The 15,759-nt window shown below is 73.7% G+C and carries 15 protein-coding genes; 8 read left to right on the plus strand and 7 right to left on the minus strand.

Annotated features, from left to right (window positions below; genetic code table 11):
• Positions 1-127 precede the first annotated feature (127 nt).
• On the plus strand, positions 128-1,099 hold the full coding sequence (locus VKA29_RS36185; protein WP_324790320.1) for an acyl-ACP desaturase: 972 nt from the start codon (positions 128-130) through the stop codon (positions 1,097-1,099).
• A 310-nt stretch (positions 1,100-1,409) separates the two neighbouring features.
• Here the strand turns inward: VKA29_RS36185 and VKA29_RS36190 are convergent, their stop codons facing one another.
• Positions 1,410-1,673 (minus strand): WhiB family transcriptional regulator, encoded by a 264-nt coding sequence (locus VKA29_RS36190; protein ID WP_324790321.1) that lies wholly within the window; start codon positions 1,671-1,673, stop codon positions 1,410-1,412.
• 270 nt (positions 1,674-1,943) lie between these two features.
• Here VKA29_RS36190 and VKA29_RS36195 point away from each other — a divergent pair, with 270 nt between their 5' ends.
• Complete coding sequence (locus VKA29_RS36195; protein ID WP_324790322.1) at positions 1,944-2,732, plus strand: VOC family protein; 789 nt, start codon at positions 1,944-1,946, stop codon at positions 2,730-2,732.
• Between the two features lie 44 nt (positions 2,733-2,776).
• On the opposite strand, the gene VKA29_RS36200 is transcribed toward VKA29_RS36195, so the two are convergent.
• From VKA29_RS36200 to ligD, 4 genes are all read right to left on the minus strand, one after another.
• Positions 2,777-3,883 (minus strand): LacI family DNA-binding transcriptional regulator, encoded by a 1,107-nt coding sequence (locus tag VKA29_RS36200; protein ID WP_324790323.1) that lies wholly within the window; start codon positions 3,881-3,883, stop codon positions 2,777-2,779.
• Between the two features lie 124 nt (positions 3,884-4,007).
• Positions 4,008-4,943 carry an ornithine cyclodeaminase family protein gene (locus VKA29_RS36205; RefSeq protein WP_324790324.1) on the minus strand — a complete coding sequence of 312 codons (936 nt, stop codon included), beginning with the start codon at positions 4,941-4,943 and terminating at the stop codon, positions 4,008-4,010.
• A 14-nt stretch (positions 4,944-4,957) separates the two neighbouring features.
• Complete coding sequence (locus tag VKA29_RS36210; protein ID WP_324790325.1) at positions 4,958-5,968, minus strand: multicopper oxidase domain-containing protein; 1,011 nt, start codon at positions 5,966-5,968, stop codon at positions 4,958-4,960.
• Positions 5,969-6,090: 122 nt separating this feature from the next.
• Positions 6,091-7,128, minus strand: a complete 1,038-nt coding sequence (gene ligD / locus VKA29_RS36215) for a non-homologous end-joining DNA ligase (RefSeq protein ID WP_324790326.1) — start codon at positions 7,126-7,128, stop codon at positions 6,091-6,093.
• 74 nt (positions 7,129-7,202) lie between these two features.
• Here ligD and VKA29_RS36220 point away from each other — a divergent pair, with 74 nt between their 5' ends.
• Positions 7,203-8,273, plus strand: a complete 1,071-nt coding sequence (locus VKA29_RS36220) for an ATP-dependent DNA ligase (protein ID WP_324790327.1) — start codon at positions 7,203-7,205, stop codon at positions 8,271-8,273.
• A 26-nt stretch (positions 8,274-8,299) separates the two neighbouring features.
• On the opposite strand, the gene VKA29_RS36225 is transcribed toward VKA29_RS36220, so the two are convergent.
• Positions 8,300-9,490 (minus strand): zinc-dependent alcohol dehydrogenase, encoded by a 1,191-nt coding sequence (locus VKA29_RS36225; RefSeq protein WP_324790328.1) that lies wholly within the window; start codon positions 9,488-9,490, stop codon positions 8,300-8,302.
• A gap of 385 nt (positions 9,491-9,875) precedes the next feature.
• Here VKA29_RS36225 and VKA29_RS36230 point away from each other — a divergent pair, with 385 nt between their 5' ends.
• Complete coding sequence (locus VKA29_RS36230) at positions 9,876-10,790, plus strand: DUF3048 domain-containing protein (RefSeq protein WP_324790379.1); 915 nt, start codon at positions 9,876-9,878, stop codon at positions 10,788-10,790.
• Positions 10,791-10,811: 21 nt separating this feature from the next.
• On the opposite strand, the gene VKA29_RS36235 is transcribed toward VKA29_RS36230, so the two are convergent.
• Positions 10,812-11,276 (minus strand): MarR family winged helix-turn-helix transcriptional regulator, encoded by a 465-nt coding sequence (locus tag VKA29_RS36235; RefSeq protein WP_324790329.1) that lies wholly within the window; start codon positions 11,274-11,276, stop codon positions 10,812-10,814.
• A gap of 260 nt (positions 11,277-11,536) precedes the next feature.
• Between VKA29_RS36235 and pcaH the strand changes: the two genes are divergently transcribed.
• Genes pcaH through pcaD form a run of 4 tightly spaced genes read left to right on the plus strand, consistent with a single transcriptional unit; the run spans position 11,537 to position 15,388 of the window.
• Entirely contained in the window at positions 11,537-12,319 is a 783-nt protein-coding gene (pcaH, locus tag VKA29_RS36240) for a protocatechuate 3,4-dioxygenase subunit beta (protein ID WP_324790330.1), read from the plus strand.
• Entirely contained in the window at positions 12,316-12,930 is a 615-nt protein-coding gene (gene pcaG / locus VKA29_RS36245; protein WP_324790331.1) for a protocatechuate 3,4-dioxygenase subunit alpha, read from the plus strand. The genes pcaH and pcaG overlap by 4 nt, the downstream gene beginning before the upstream one ends.
• The gene (gene pcaB / locus VKA29_RS36250) at positions 12,927-14,255 is read left to right on the plus strand and encodes a 3-carboxy-cis,cis-muconate cycloisomerase (RefSeq protein WP_324790332.1); all 1,329 of its coding nucleotides are present in this window, start codon (positions 12,927-12,929) and stop codon (positions 14,253-14,255) included. Before pcaG ends, pcaB begins: the two co-directional genes overlap by 4 nt.
• Positions 14,252-15,388 carry a 3-oxoadipate enol-lactonase gene (gene pcaD, locus VKA29_RS36255; protein WP_324790333.1) on the plus strand — a complete coding sequence of 379 codons (1,137 nt, stop codon included), beginning with the start codon at positions 14,252-14,254 and terminating at the stop codon, positions 15,386-15,388. The genes pcaB and pcaD overlap by 4 nt, the downstream gene beginning before the upstream one ends.
• The last annotated feature ends 371 nt before the right edge of the window (positions 15,389-15,759 follow it).

Consider the following 15,759-nt stretch of genomic DNA (forward strand, 5'->3'; position numbering starts at 1 on the left):
TGATCAGGTGTCTTTACAGCGCGCTTAACCTACGGTTTCGTAACCTACGGCTTCGTAGCCTACGATTCCGTAGGTTCCTGCGCCGCTCGCCGGTCCGTCCCCCGTCGCACGTCCCCCTGGAGTTTCCATGACGATCACTTCCCCTCACCTCGGCAGCCCTGCCTGGACCGACGCCCGGCTGCTGCACGCACTGGAGGAAGTGGTCGAACAGGAGCTGAACCGGCACCTGAAGGTCGCCAAGGACTGGATGCCGCACGAGTACGTGCCGTGGTCGGACGGCCGGAACTTCCCCGGCCTCTTCGAGGACGGCGAGGCCTGGGACAAGGAGCAGTCCAAGGTCACCGAGATCGGGCGCATCGCGCTGGTCGTCAATCTGCTGACGGAGGACAACCTCCCCAGCTACCACCACGAGATCGCCTCCCTCTTCGGCCGCGACGGCGCCTGGGGCACCTGGGTGCACCGCTGGACCGCCGAGGAGGGCCGGCACGGCATCGTCATGCGGGACTACCTGCTCACCTCGCGGGCGGTGGACCCGGACAAGCTGGAGCAGTTCCGGATGTCCCACATGAGCGAGGGCTTCGAGTCGGACAACCGCCACTCGATGCTGCACTCGATCGCCTACGTGGCCTTCCAGGAGCTGGCGACGCGCATCTCGCACCGCAACACCGGCCACCAGTCGGGCGACCCCGTCTGCGACCGGATGCTGGCCCGCATCGCGACCGACGAGAACCTGCACATGGTCTTCTACCGCAACCTGCTGAAGGCCGCGTTCGAACTCGCCCCCGACCTGACCATGCAGGCCGTGCGGGACGTCGTCGTGAACTTCCGGATGCCCGGCCACGGCATCCCCGGCTTCGAGCGGGCCGCCGCGCAGATGGCCATCGGCGAGGTCTACAACCTGCGCATCCACCACGACGACGTCCTCCAGCCCGTGCTGCGGTTCCTGAAGATCCTGGAGATCGACGGCCTCGGCCCCGAGGGACGCCAGGCCCAGGAGGAGCTCGGCATGTTCATGGGCGGCCTGGACGCGGAAGCCCTGAAGTTCGACGAGAAGCTCGCCGCCCGCAAGGCCCGGATGGCAGCCCGCGCCAACGCCTGACCCCCACCGCACGGGCGCCCCGGCCGCGAACTACTCGGGCGGGGGCACCCCGGCCACCGGCACGGGAACCACCCGTACGGGCGCCCCGGCCACCGGCACGGGGGCATGTCCCCGTGCCGGAAGCCCCCGCCCCGGCGCGGTTGCGCCACCCTTGTGGGAAGCCCCCGGCGCGGGCCGCGGCCCGCCCGCCGTGGCCGGAAACAGCCCGGCACCGCAGCCCCGATCGCGTCTCGCGGGCTGCGACGCGCCGGCCGGGGCCGTCGGCCCGGCGACCATGGTCCCCGAGACGGGAACCCGTACCCGTGGGCGCTCAGCGGGCGGCGGCGCCTTGGCGGGGTGCGCGTCTGAGTTCCAGGCGTTCCGTTTCGGAGAGGCCGCCCCAGACGCCGAAGCGCTCGTCGTTCCGCAGCGCGTACTCCAGGCAGGCGGGCCGCATCTCGCACATGCCGCAGATGCGCTTCGCCTCACGCACCGAGCTGCCCGGCTCGGGAAAGAAGAAGTCCGCCCCGGTCTGCGCGCACAGCGCCTGGGCCTGCCAGGCGAGGTCGGCCGGGGTGATCGTGTCGATGTGCATGGGCGTGATCGTGCCGCGTGCCGAAAAACGTTCGATCAACGCCCGATCAACGCCGTGCCGCGTGGCCTCCGGCCACCCTATGGTGGCGCGCGCCGACGCGGTGGTGCACGGCGGCGCGCGGAAGGCGGCGGAAACCCGGAGGGACGCCGCGGTGACCCACGGTGACCGAGGCGGCCCCGCTCCGCCCGCGGCGCCCCGGCGGCGGTTGTCGGTGCCCGGTGTCAGACTCGGCACAACACACCGGCGGGACCCTCCCGAGGAGGAGCACAGATGCTCACCACCCGTTTCGTCACCGGCGCTCCGAACTGGCTCGACATCAGCACCTGCGACATCGACGGCGCCGTCTCCTTCTACGGCGGTCTCTTCGGCTGGCGGTTCCGTCCGGCGGGCCCCGAGGCCGGCGGGTACGGCTTCTTCCAGCTGGACGGGAGGACCGTGGCGGGCGGCATGCAGGTCACCGCCGAGCAGGGTCCGCCCTCCTGGAGGGTGTACTTCCGGAGCCCGGACGCGGAGGCCACCGCGAAGGCGGCCGAGCAGGCGCACGGCAGGGTGCTCGCACAGCCGGTGGACGTGCTGGGGCAGGGCCGCATGGCCGTCCTCGCCGACGCGGCGGGCGTCCCGTTCGGCGTCTGGCAGCCCGGCGAGACCAAGGGCCTCGACATGGTGGGCGAGGCCGGCTCGCTGTCCTGGGTGGAGCTGTACACCCCGGACGTCGCCGCGGCCGCCGCTTTCTACCACGCCACGCTCGGCCTGGAGACCTCGGCGGCGCCCTTCCCCTCCACCACCGACTACACCTGCCTCAACCCCGCCGGGGCCGGTGAGGACGCCGTGTTCGGCGGCGTCGTCCCGCTGGCCGACGACCCGTCGGAGGACACCGCGCACTGGCTGCCGTACTTCGAGGTCGCGGACACCGACGCGGCGGTCGCCGGGGCGCGGGAGTTGGGCGGCACGGTCCGGGCACCCGCCGCGGACATCGAGGGCGTGGGCCGCTGCGCCAAGCTCGCCGACCCCTACGGCGCCCCGTTCGCGGTGATCAGGAGCGCGCCGCCGCAGACCTGAAGGCGCCGCCGTGCGTCCGGGGTGCGGGGTGCGGGCCGGCGGTCTCAGGCGGAGGCGCGCCGGACCAGCGTCGTCGGCAGGACCACGTCGGCCGGTGCGGCCCCCGCGTTCTGGGCGGCGTCCCGCCGGCCGAGGCGGCCCAACAGCTTCCTGGCCATCAGCCGGCCCAGGCCCTCTATGTCCTGACGGACCGTGGTCAGCGGAGGGTCCGTCTGCTCGGCGACGGGCAGCATGTCGTCGAAGCCGACCACGGCCACCTCGTCGGGCACCCTCCGGCCGCGCTCGCGCAGCACGCGCAGGGCGCCGGCCGCGCTGAGGTCGTTGGCGGCGAAGACGGCGTCCACGTCGGGGCAGCGGTCGAGGAGCCGGCGCATCGCGCGCTCACCGCCGGCCGGGGTGAAGTCGCCCTCCACGACCAGCCGCGGGTCGGCGGCGCCCATGACGTCCCGGTATCCCGCGAGCCGGTCCGCCGCGGAGGTCTGGTCGAGGGGGCCGGTGATGTGCGCGACCCGGGTGCGGCCGAGGCCGACGAGATGGCGTACGGCCTCACGGGCGCCGCCGCGATTGTCGCTGTCGACGTACTCCACGCACTCCACGTCCTCCGCACCCTCCGCGCTCTCCGCGCTCTCCGCGCTCTCCGCACCCTCCGCGTCGTCGCGGCCGGCGCCGTCCTTCCAGCCGGGGCGTCCGCCGAACACGGTGGGGACGCCGGCGCGCCGGATCAGGCCGGGCAGCGGGTCGTCGAGGTGCAGCGAGAAGACGAGCGCGCCGTCGACGTGGCCGCCCGCGAGATAGCGGCCGACCCGGGCGTGGTCGTCGCGGCCCTCGGTGAGCAGCAGCACCAGCTGGTTGTCGTGGGCCGTCAGTTCCTTGCTGATGCCGCGCAGTTGCAGGGCGAAGAAGGGGTCGGCGAAGACGCGGGTCTCCGGTTCGGCGATGACGACGGCGATGGCGTCGTGCCGCCGGGTGACCAGGCTGCGCGCGGCCTGGTTGGGGACGTAGCCGAGTTCCTCGACGGCCGTGCGGACCCGCTCGACGAGCTTCTGCCGGACTCCGTCGCCGCCGTTCACCACTCGGGAGACGGTGGCCCGGGACACGCCGGCCCGGGCGGCCACGGCCTCCAGCGTGGGACGTGGCGCTGTGTCGGTCACTTCCGGGCTCCTCATCGGCGGGTGCGGATCAGGATAGCTCCGGACGGGCGGCGTGGTGGGAGCGCTTTCTCCGCCGACCGCGCGCGGTGTCCGCCCGCCGTGGCGTGCCGGGAGGCCGGCCGGGTCATGCCGGCAGATCGGCCCGCTGCCCCCGGCCGTCCCGCCCCGCCGCGCGGTACGCCGCCCAGGCGAGCGCCAGGTCCTGCCAGGGAAGCCCCACCGGCGCGTACACGGTGCGGGCCTCGTCGCGGGTCCGCCCAGGACGCTCGCCCCGCAGCACCTCGCCCAGGGTCGCGTCGGCGGCCGCGGCCGGCAGTCCGGCCGCGGCCAGGGCGCCGGTACGCGCGGCGAGTTCGCGGTCGTCGACGACGAGCAGGGCGTTCTCCAGCAGGTCGGCCGCCAGTTCCCGCTTGCCGGGCTCGTCGGCGCCCAGGCTGGTGAGGTGCTGCCCTTCCCGGGTGTCCGCCAGCCGCAGCAACGGTTCCCGCGCCCAGGTCGCCAGCAGCACGACGTCGGCGGCCGCGGCCACCTCGGGCGCACCGCCCACCACACGGCCGCCGTGCCGCGCGGCGAACGCGGCGGCACGTGCGCTGTCCGTGTCATGGACGACGAGGGCGCCGAGGTCCCGCAGCGCGCGCAGGCCGCGCACCATCAGTTCGGCCTGCGCGCCCGCGCCGATCACCCCCACCGCCCCGCCCGGCCGGGCGAGGGTGTGCGTGCCCAGCGCCGCCGCCAGCCCGGTCCGCCAGGCGGTGACCGTCGCGGAGTCCAGCAGCGCGAGCAGTTCTCCGTCCCTGCCGCTGTGCAGGCAGATCACGCCGCGCAGCGCGGGCCGGGCACCCGGGAACTTGGCGTTGACCTTCACGGTGTACGCCTCGACGCCGGGCAGCACCCCGGGGATCAGCGCCGTGGCCGTCCCCGGGAACGGCAGGTCGGTGCGGATCCGCTGTCCGGGGACCGGCACGGTGTGCGCCGTACGGAACCCGGCGCGCAGGGCGGACAGGCACTCGTCGACGTCGAGCACGGACTGGAGGTCGCTGCGGGTCAGCAGAAGCCTCACCCGCCCATGATCCGTCAGTGCTCGTGGCCCTCGTGACCGGGGATCGTCCCGTCCGGCCGCCGGACCAGGAACAGGCCCATCATGCCCATGTCGGCGTGCTTCTGGACATGGCAGTGGTACATCCACGCCCCCGGCCCGACGCCCTCCCCCGCGATCACCTGGAAGCCGAAGGAGTCGGCTGGGCCCACGATCCTGTTGTCGATGACCCGCGCCTGGTCGTCCGGGCCGGTCAGCATGCCGGTGCGGTTGTCGACCCAGCGGTGCCCGTGCAGGTGGAACGTGTGGTAGAGGTTGCCGTGCGTGATCATCACGAACTCGACCCGGTCGCCCACGGTCGCCTCGAAGTCGGGCCCCGGCCTTCTGTTGTTGACGGTCATGTCGTTGAAGACGATCGTGTGCGTCCGGTCCGGGAGGACGTCGCCCTTCCGGCGGACGACGACCGGACCGTACAGGCCCCTGCGGATGCCGGCCGTGCCGTGATCCGAGCCGATGACGTGGTCGTGGTAGTGCCAGTAGCCGGCGCTGCCCTCCCGCCAGGTGCCGTCCGCGCGGCGTCCGGGGGTGTGCGTGCGCCAGGTGTAGGTGCGGCTGCCGCCGGGTTCGACCGCACTGTGGTTCAGGAGTGTTCCGTCGCTGGCGGCGTCGTAGTCCAGGCCGTGGACGTGCATGCTGGCCGGGACGTCAGTGGTGTTCACGAACTCGATGCGCAGCGTGTCGCCCTCGACGAGTTCGATCAGCGGGCCGGGGATCGTCGCCTCTCCCCGCTTCAGGCCGTAGCCCAGCCGCCCGCGGCCGAGTTCCTCGGCGTAGACCCTGAGGTGCCTGACCCGCCCGCCGGCCGGCGCGGTCCGCACGGCCCCGTTCGGGCGTACGTCCCCGCCGGCGCGTAGGTCCCCGTCGGGGTGCGGGGTTCCGTCGGCGTGCACGTCCCCGTCGGCGTACACCTCCTCCGGAGCCAGGGACAACGATGTCGCGGCGGCCGCGCCGCCGATCAGTACCCGTCGGTTGAAAGCGCGTCTGTCCATGCGGGAACCCCCGGCCCTCTTGCGGAGTGTATGGATGGGAAATGCGGGAAGTGTGTGGTGAATCTGTGGAACATTTCCCGATCATTCGGCGTTTTATCCGCAATACGGACGAAGTTCGTGCATCAGGGGGTCGTGGAGTCCCCGGGAGGGACCGCTCCGCGCGCGCGGCTCGGCTGCACCCGCCGGGGCTCGCCCGGCATCTTCGGGTGCTCCGGCGGGTACGGCAGATCACCGAGCCCGTGGTCGTGTTCGTCGCGGCGGGCGAGTTCGAGCAGGGCGTCCAGGGAGTAGCGGTGGTCGTCCATGTCGGCGTGCACGTCGCCGAGTTCGGCGTAACGGGCGGGCATGGTGGCGAGGTCGAGGTCCCGCGGGTCGGCGTCGCCCACCTCCTGCCAGCGCAACGGCGCCGAGACGGGGGCGTGCGGGCGGGGCCGTACGGAGTAGGCGGAGGCGACGGTGCGGTCGCGGGCGGTCTGGTTGTAGTCGACGAAGACGCGCCGGCCGCGCTCCTCCTTCCACCAGCGGATGGTCACGTGGTCCGGCATCCGGCGCTCCAGTTCGCGGCCCACGGCGATGGCGGCGCGCCGCACCTGGGTGAAGGTCCAGCGCGGCTCGATCGGCACGAAGACGTGCAGCCCGCGGCCGCCGGAGGTCTTGGGCCAGCCGCGCAGGCCGCCGAACTCGTCGAGCACGGCGCGCAGTTCGTGGGCGGCGCGGACGGCGTCCGCGTAGTCGGTGCCGGGCTGCGGGTCGAGGTCGATGCGCAGTTCGTCGGGGCGGTCGACGTCGTCGCGGCGCACCGGCCAGGGGTGGAAGGTGAGCGTGCCGTACTGCGCGGCCCACAGGACGGCGGCCTCCTCGGTGGGGCACATCTCGTCGGCGCTGCGCCCGCTGGGGAAGGTGATGTGGGCGGTCGGGATCCAGTCCGGCATGTTCTTGGGGGCGCGCTTCTGGAAGAAGGACTCGCCCGTGACGCCCTCCGGGTAGCGCTCCAGGGTGGTGGGCCGGTCGCGCAGGGCACGCAGGATGCCGGGCCCGACGGCGAGGTAGTACCGGGCGAGGTCCAGCTTGGTGAAGCCGCGCTCGGGAAAGAAGACCTTGTCCGGGCTGGACAGCCGTACGGTACGCCCGCCCGCTTCGAGTTCCACCGCTTCGCCCATGCGTGCCACGGTAGGCGTACCCGACACAGCTCGCACACCGGGCGATCGGGGGCGGGAGCGAGCAGAATCGGGGCATGGATCTCCCGGTGATGCCGCCCGTGAAGCCGATGCTCGCCAAGCCGGTGGCGAAGATCCCGCCGGGCATGCAGTACGAGGCGAAATGGGACGGGTTCCGGGCGATCGTTTTCCGCGACGCGGACGAGGTCGAGCTGGGCAGCCGCACCGGGAAGCCGCTGACCAGGTACTTCCCCGAACTGGTGGACGCGCTGCGGGAGCGGCTGCCCGAGCGTTGCGTGCTGGACGGCGAGATCGTGATCGCCCGGGAGGGCCGGCTCGACTTCGACGCGCTCACCGAGCGCATCCACCCGGCGGCCTCCCGGGTGCGGACGCTGGCCGAGCGGACGCCGGCGTCGTTCGTCGCCTTCGACCTGCTGGCCCTCGCGGACGAGTCACTGATGGACGTGCCGCTCGCCGACCGGCGGTCCCTGCTGGTCATGGCGCTGTCCGAGGTGACGGCCCCGGTCCACGTGGCGCCGGCGACCACCGACATCGACGTGGCGGCGCAGTGGTTCGACGAGTACGAGGGGGCGGGCCTGGACGGTGTCGTCGCCAAGCCGCTCACCCTGCGCTATCTGCAGGACGAGCGCGCCATGTTCAAGGTCAAGCACGAGCGCACCGCGGACGTCGTCGTCGCCGGCTACCGCCTCCACAAGTCCGGGCCCGTGGTGGGCTCACTGCTGCTGGGCCTGTACGACGACCGGGGCGCCCTGCAGCACGTGGGCGTGTCGGCGGCCTTCTCCATGAAGCGGCGGGCCGAGCTGGTCGAGGAGCTGGAGCCGCTGCGCATGGCGGACGTGTCCGGCCACCCCTGGGCGGCCTGGTCCGACGAGGCGGCCCACGAGACCGCCCGGCTGCCGGGCGCGCCGAGCCGCTGGTCGGGCAAGAAGGACCTGTCCTGGGTGCCGCTCAGGCCGGAGCGGGTGGCCGAGGTGGCGTACGACCACATGGAGAACGGCGCGCGGTTCCGGCACACCGCCCGTTTCCGCCGCTGGCGTCCGGACCGGACGCCGGAGAGCTGCACCTACGAGCAGTTGGAGGAGCCGGTGCGCTACGACCTGGACCAGATCCTCGGCTCCCCCGGCTGACCGCGTGCTCGCGATCCGCTCCCGGTTCAGGGCTGCATGAGCACCTTGACGGCGCCGTCGCGCTTCTTCTGGAACATCTCGTAGGCGCGCGGCGCGTCGGACAGTGGCACCCGGTGGGTGGCGAAGTCGTCCACGCCCAGCGGGTCCTCGTCCGTGAGGTACGGGAGGATCTCGTCGACCCAGCGGCGCACGTTGGCCTGCCCCATGCGCATCTGGATCTGCTTGTCGAACAGGGTGAGCATGGGCAGCGGGTCGGCCATGCCGCCGTAGACGCCGGAGAGCGAGATCGTGCCGCCGCGGCGCACCAGTTCGATGGCCGTGTGGAGGGCGGCGAGCCGGTCGACGCTGAAGCGCTCCGTGAACGGTCCGCTCAGCTTCCGGGGCAGCATGGCCGAGGCCTGCTGGGCCAGGCGGGCGGCGGCGCTGCCGTGGGCCTCGGTGCCCACCGCGTCGATCACGGCGTCCGGGCCCCGCCCGTCGGTCTGGTCCTGGATGGCCGCGACCAGTTCCTTCTCGCTGTCGAAGCCCCTGATGTCGTACGTCTCCACGCCCCGGGCGCGGGCCCGGCGCAGCCGCTCGCCGACCAGGTCCACCCCGAACACCCGCCCGGCGCCGCGCGCCCGGGCGATGCGGCAGGCCATGTCCCCGATCGGCCCGAGGCCGAGCACGGCGACACTTCCGCCCTGCGGGATGTCCGCGTAGGCGACCGCCTGCCAGGCGGTGGGCAGGACGTCGGAGAGGTAGACGAAGCGGTCGTCCGGCGGCCCCTCCGGGACCTTGATCGGGCCGAACTGCGCCTGCGGGACGCGCAGGTACTCGGCCTGGGCGCCCGGCACCGAGCCGTACAGCCGGGTGTAACCGAACAGGGCGGCGCCCATGCCCTCGCTGGTGACCTGGGTGGTCTCGCACTGGGTCGGCAGGCCGGTCTGGCACATCCAGCAGTTGCCGCACGCGATCTGGAACGGCACGACCACCCGGTCGCCCACCGAGAGGTCCGGCACTCCGGCGCCGACCTCCTCGACGATGCCCATCGGCTCGTGTCCGATGATGTCGCCGGGCGTCATGAAGGGGGTGAGCACCTCGTAGAGGTGCAGGTCGGAGCCGCACAGTCCGGTGGACGTGATGCGGATGACGGCGTCGGTCGGTTCCTCGATCTTCGGATCGGGCACGGTCTCCACCCGTACGTCGCGCTTGCCCTGCCAGGTCACTGCCTTCATGGCGGCCGCTCCCTCCGTCGCCGGTGCCAGTCCTGCGTCCTGCTCCGGTCCGGTCCGGTCTTGTTCGGTCCGATTCCGTTCAACTTGTTCCGGTCTGCAAGCTTTCGCTCTACTGACCCGGTCCGGTCCGGTCTGCGATGGCGGCCGGGTACCCGGGCGACCGGGGACGAACCGCGCACGGGGCCGATCGGCCCTTCCGGCGCGCGCGATCAGGACCGATCGGGTATGGCCACCCGTGCTCCCCTGCCGCGACAATCGGTGGCACAAGGGAGTGGTGGCCAGGGTGAGCACGCGACACACAGGACGGACGGGACTCACGGCACGCACGCGACGCACGGCACGCAGGCGACGTACCGCGACGGCGGCGGCCCTGCTGGCCGCCACGATGACGGCCGCCGCGCTGGTGGCGGGCTGCTCGGGAGGACTCCCGCGGGACGACGGCCGCAAAGACCCGCGGACGCCGGCGCCGAGCCAGGACGCGGCCGACGGCTCGGTACTCGCCGTGAAGATCGACAACGCGCCCGCGGCACGGCCGCACACCGGCCTCGACTCCGCCGACATCGTCTACGCCGAGCAGGTCGAGGGCGGACTGAGCCGCTTGGTGGCGGTGTACGCGAGCAGACTGCCGAAGGTCGTGGGGCCGGTGCGCAGCGCCCGCGAGTCCGATCTGGAGCTGCTCGGCCAGTTCGACGACCCGCTGCTCGCGTTCTCCGGAGCCCAGCACAGGCTGCTGCCGCTGATCGACAAGGCGCCGCTGACGCCGAAGACCCCCGACGACGCGCCGAACGCCTACTTCCGCGGCACCGGCCGGGCCGCCCCGCACAACCTCTACCTGCGCCCCGGCCGCCTGCTGTCCGCCGCACCGGGCCCGGGCGCGCTGACGACCGGCTTCCGCTACGGCGCCGCCCCCGAGGGCGGCCGGCCGGAGTCCTCGCGGACCGTGCGCTTCCCGGCCGCCCGCTTCACCTTCACCTGGTCGGCGAGCCGGCACCGCTGGCTGGTGTCGATGGACGGGACGCCCGCGGTGACGACGGCGGGCGAGCGGGTGGCGCCCGCCACCGTCGTCGTGCAGTACGTGAAGGTGCGCCCGTCCGCCTTCCGCGACGTCCTCGGCAACAACACGCCGTACACCGAGACGGTGGGCTCCGGGAAGGCGCGGGTGCTGCGCGACGGGCGGGTGTACGACGTCGACTGGACGCGCGAGCGGCCCGGCGACGGCACCCGGTTCACGGCCGCGGACGGCTCGCGGGTCTCATTCGCGCGGGGGCAGGTGTGGGTGGTGTTCGCGGCGAGATCCTGATCGGCCCGGGCTCACCGGGGCTCAGCCCCGCGGCGCCGGGGACTCGGGCGGATTGCGCAGCCCCTCGGCCGCGTCCGCGACCCGCTGGACGAGCTCGAAGAAGACGCCCTGCTCGGCGGCGGACAGCGGCGCCAGGAAGACCTGGTTCATCCGGGCGGTGCGCACGGTCAGCTTGCGGTGGGTGCGCAGCCCCTCGTCGGTGAGGCTCAGCAGGAAGCGGCGGCCGTCCTGCGGATCGCGCACCTTGTCGAGCAGCCCGCGGCGGCCGAGGCGGCTGATCACCTCGGCGATCGTGGACCGGTCGAGCCCCACCCGCTCCCCCACCGTCCGCTGGTCGAGGCCCGGTTCGGCGACGAGCGTGTTGAGGACCGCGAACTGCGGCGAGGTGATCTCCTCCGAGACCATCGTGTTCCACAGCAGGTAGTGGGCCTGCTGCAGCCGCCGGGCCAAGTGCCCGGGATGGGTGGTGAGGTCCACCGCGGCCATGCGCGCTCCCGTGGTCGATGCGTTGACGCACGCTCGGATTCGTTGGTGCACTGAACGATACCCGGTACCGAGCGGACTGTCCGCCCGGCCTCCCACACCTATGACCCGACAATTTCCCGGGTATTGACGTCATGGACCGGACGATGGCAGCGTGAAGGAAACTTCACCGATCAGTCAGTGCCCTGATTATTTCCGAACGGGTAGGTCTCAGGTACCCGCCTCGCCGTCGTCGCCCGCACGTCAAGGAAGCCGCTGATCCCATGACACTGACCCAGCACGACATCGACCTCGAGATCGCCGCCGAGCACGACGCGTACGAGAAGCGCGTCGCCGGCGGCGCCCCCGTCGAGCACCACCCGCGCCGCGACTACGCCCCGTACCGCTCCTCCGTGCTGCGCCACCCCGAGCAGCCGCCGGTCGCCATCGACGTCTCCGAGGACCCGGAGCTGGTGGAGCTGTCCTCCCCCGCCTTCGGTGAGCGCGACCTCACCGGCATCGACAACGACCTCACCCGCGGGCACACCGGTGAGCCGGTCGGCGAGCGCATCACCGTCTCCGGCCGGCTGCTGGACCGCGACGGCCGCCCGGTGCGCGGCCAGCTCATCGAGATCTGGCAGGCCAACTCGGCCGGCCGCTACGCCCACCAGCGCGAACAGCACGACGCGCCGCTGGACCCGAACTTCAGCGGGGTCGGCCGCACGCTCACCGACGACGACGGCGGCTACCGCTTCACCACCGTCCGGCCCGGCCCCTACCCCTGGCGCAACCACGTCAACGCCTGGCGGCCCGCCCACATCCACTTCTCGCTGTTCGGCACGGCGTTCACCCAACGGCTCGTGACGCAGATGTACTTCCCCGGCGACCCGCTCTTCCCCTACGACCCGATCCTGCAGTCGGTCACCGACGACGCCGCGCGGCAGCGGCTGATCGCGACGTACGACCACGGCCTGTCCGTCCCCGAGTTCTCGCTCGGCTACCACTGGGACATCGTGCTGGACGGCCCGAACGCCACCTGGATCGAAGAAGGACGCCGACCGGCATGACGAAGATCGACACCAGCGGCCCGGAGCACGTGCTGCCCACCCCCTCGCACACGGTCGGGCCCTTCTACGGGTTCGCGCTGCCCTTCCGCGGCGGCGAGGACGTCGCGCCCCAGGGGCACCCGGACACCGTCACCTTGCACGGCCACGTGTACGACGGCGAGGGCGGGGGACTGCCGGACGCCCTGGTGGAGCTGTGGGGACCGGACACCCGGGGCAACCTGCCGACGACCGACGGCTCGATGCGGCGGGACCCGGCCACCGGCGGCCACCTGGGCCGCAACGGCGTGGAGTTCACCGGGTTCGGGCGCGTCCAGACCGACGCCGACGGCCACTGGTACGCGCGCACCCTGCGGCCCGGGGCGCGCGGGCGCAACGCCCCGTACGTGAGCGTGTGCGTGTTCGCGCGGGGCCTGCTCGTGCACCTGTTCACGCGGAGCTACCTGCCGGGCGACGAGGCGGCGTCGGCGGCGCTGGCGGCCGACCCGCTGCTGTCCCGGCTGGACACCGGCCGCCGCGACACGCTGATCGCGCGGGACGAGGGCAACGGCACCTACCGTTTCGACATCCGCCTTCAGGGCGAGGGCGAGACGGTCTTCCTGGAGTTCCAGTGACATCTGCCGGTTCCGACGGCCTGCTCGCCCCGGGGTGGGCGGGCTCCCCCGCCGCGTCCGCGACGAGCGACAGCGCGTTCCTGCGGGCCCTGCTCGACGCGGAGGCCGCGCTGACCCGCGCGCAGGCCGCCCTCGGGCTCGTCCCGGCCGAGGCGGCGGACGCGGTGACGCGGGCGGCCGACCCGGCCCGCTTCGACGTGGCCGCCCTCGCCGGACGCGCCCGGGCCGGCGGCAACCCGGTCATCCCCCTGGCCGCCGACCTGACGCGGGCGGCCGGCGAGGAGTACGGGCACTTCGTCCACCGGGGCGCCACCAGCCAGGACATCATGGACACGGCGACGATGCTGGTCGCCGTGCGCGCCCTGGATCCGGTCCTCGCCGACCTCGGCCGCACCGAGCGGGCGCTGGCCCGGCTCGCCGCCGCCCACCGGGACACCGCGATGCCGGGACGCACGCTCACCCAGCACGCCGTACCGACCACGTTCGGGCTGAAGGCGGCCGGGTGGCGGTCGCTGGTGCTCGACGCGCGCGACCGCGTCACCGCCGTACGCGGCTCGCTGCCCGCGCAACTCGGCGGCGCGGCGGGGACCCTGGCGGCGTTCACGGCGTACGGGGCCGCCGACCCCACCGGGCTGCCCGCCGCGTACGCCCGTGAACTCGGGCTCCGGGCACCCCTGTTGCCCTGGCACACGCTGCGCACCCCGGTCGCCGACCTGGCCGGGTGCCTGGCCTTCACGGCCGGGGCGCTGGGCAAGGCCGCCGCCGACGTGCTGACCCTCTCGCGCACCGAGATCGCCGAGGTCGCCGAGGGCAGCGGCGGCGGTTCGTCCGCCATGCCGCACAAGGCGAACCCGGTGCGCGCCACCCTGGTGGTGGCCGCGGCCCGGCGCGCCCCGCAGTTGGCGGCCACCCTGTACGGCTCGCTGGTCGCCGAGGACGAGCGGCCCGCCGGGGCGTGGCACGCCGAGTGGGAGCCGCTCAGGGACCTGCTCCGGCTGGTCGGCGGCGCCGCCCGCGACGCCGCGGAACTGGCCGAGGGACTCAGGGTGCACGCGGACGCGATGCGCGAGCACCTGGACCTCACCCACGGGCTGATCGTCTCCGAGCGGCTGTCGGCCGAACTGGCCGACGTCCTGGGCCGCGCCCACGCCAAGGCCCTGCTCACCGAACTGGCCCGGCGCACCCGCACCGAGGGCCGGCCGCTGGCCGAACTCCTCTCCGAGGAACCGGCGTTGAAGGGCCTCGACCTGGGCGACGCGACCGACCCCACCCGCTGTACCGGCTCCGCCGGGACCCTCACCGACCGTGCGCTGGAGCGACGTTGACCGACACACTCCTCAACCACCGTGCCGAGGGGCCCGCTTCCGCTCCCCCGCTGCTGCTCGGGCCCTCGCTGGGCACCTCCTGCGCCCTGTGGGACAAGGTGGCGCCCGAGCTGTCCGTCACCCACCGGGTGATCCGCTGGGACCTGCCGGGACACGGCGGCTCGCCGGCCGGCCTGATCGGGCCCGGCGCCACCGTCGGCGACCTCGCGGACCTCGTCCTCGCGCTCGCCGACGCGCTCGGCGTCGAACGGTTCGCCTACGCGGGCGTGTCGCTGGGCGGCGCGGTCGGTCTGCACCTCGCCGTGCACCGTCCCGAGCGGGTGTCCTCGCTGGCCGTCGTCTGCTCCTCGGCCCACTTCAACGGCGCCGGGCCCTGGCAGGAGCGGGCCGAGCGGATCCGCCGGGAGGGCATGGACTGGCTGGTCGAGAGCGCCGACGCCCGCTGGTTCACGCCCGGGTTCACCGTGCCGGAGCTGGTGCGCGACCACCGGAACACCGACCCGGAGGCGTACGCCGCCTGCTGCGACGCGCTGGCCGCCTACGACCTGCGCGACCGGCTGGCCGGGATCTCCGCGCCCACGCTGCTGGTGGCCGGCCGGGAGGACCCGGCGACGCCCCCGGCCCATCTGCGGGAGATCGCGGACGCGGTGCCGGGCGCCACGCTCGTGGAACTGCCGGGCGCCTCCCACCTGGCGCCCGCCGAACGCCCGGAGGCCGTGCTCACGGCCCTGCGCACCCATTTCGGCGGGGGTGCGAAGCGGGGCATGGAGGTGCGGCGCGAGGTGCTCGGCGACGCGCACGTGGACCGGGCGCAGGCCCGGCAGACCCCCTTCACCGCGCGCTTCCAGGACTTCATCTCCCGCTACGCCTGGGGTGAGATCTGGACCGACCCGACGCTCAGCCGCCGCGAGCGCAGCATGATCACCCTCACCGCGCTGGCCGCGCACGGCCACCACGACGAGTTGGCCATGCACGTGCGGGCGGCGCGCCGCAACGGGCTGACGCCCGAGGAGATCGGTGCGGTGCTGCTGCAGACGGCCGTGTACTGCGGGGTCCCGGCGGCGAACTCGGCGTTCGCGACGGCCCGGCGCGTACTCGCCGAGGAGGACGGGGCGCCGCGGAAAGAGGGGTGACCCCGCCGGCCGGCTCGCCGCCCCGCCGACCGGCTTTCCGCCCTGCCGACCGGCTCTCCGCCCCGCCGACCGGCTCGCCGCCCTGCCGACCGGCTCTCCGCCCCGCCACGGCGGATCCGCGCTCACCACCCCCGCCCCACAGCCGATCCGCGCTCACCACCCCCGCCCCACAGCCGATCCGCGCTCACCACCCCGCCCACGGCGAGTCCGCGCTCACCGTGGGCGCCGGCTGCATTGCACTCCCCGGCGGTCCCGCCCACCCGCACCTGGCCGGTCCCGGCGACCCAGGAGCCGCGCACGGGCGGCTACCGCGACGGAACCCGGCCGACGCGGGCACACCCGGGGTGCCGGGTGCACCGGGCACATCGGGT

This window comes from Streptomyces sp. H51 (genome assembly GCF_035656535.1).
In the GTDB taxonomy this organism is placed as follows: domain Bacteria; phylum Actinomycetota; class Actinomycetes; order Streptomycetales; family Streptomycetaceae; genus Streptomyces.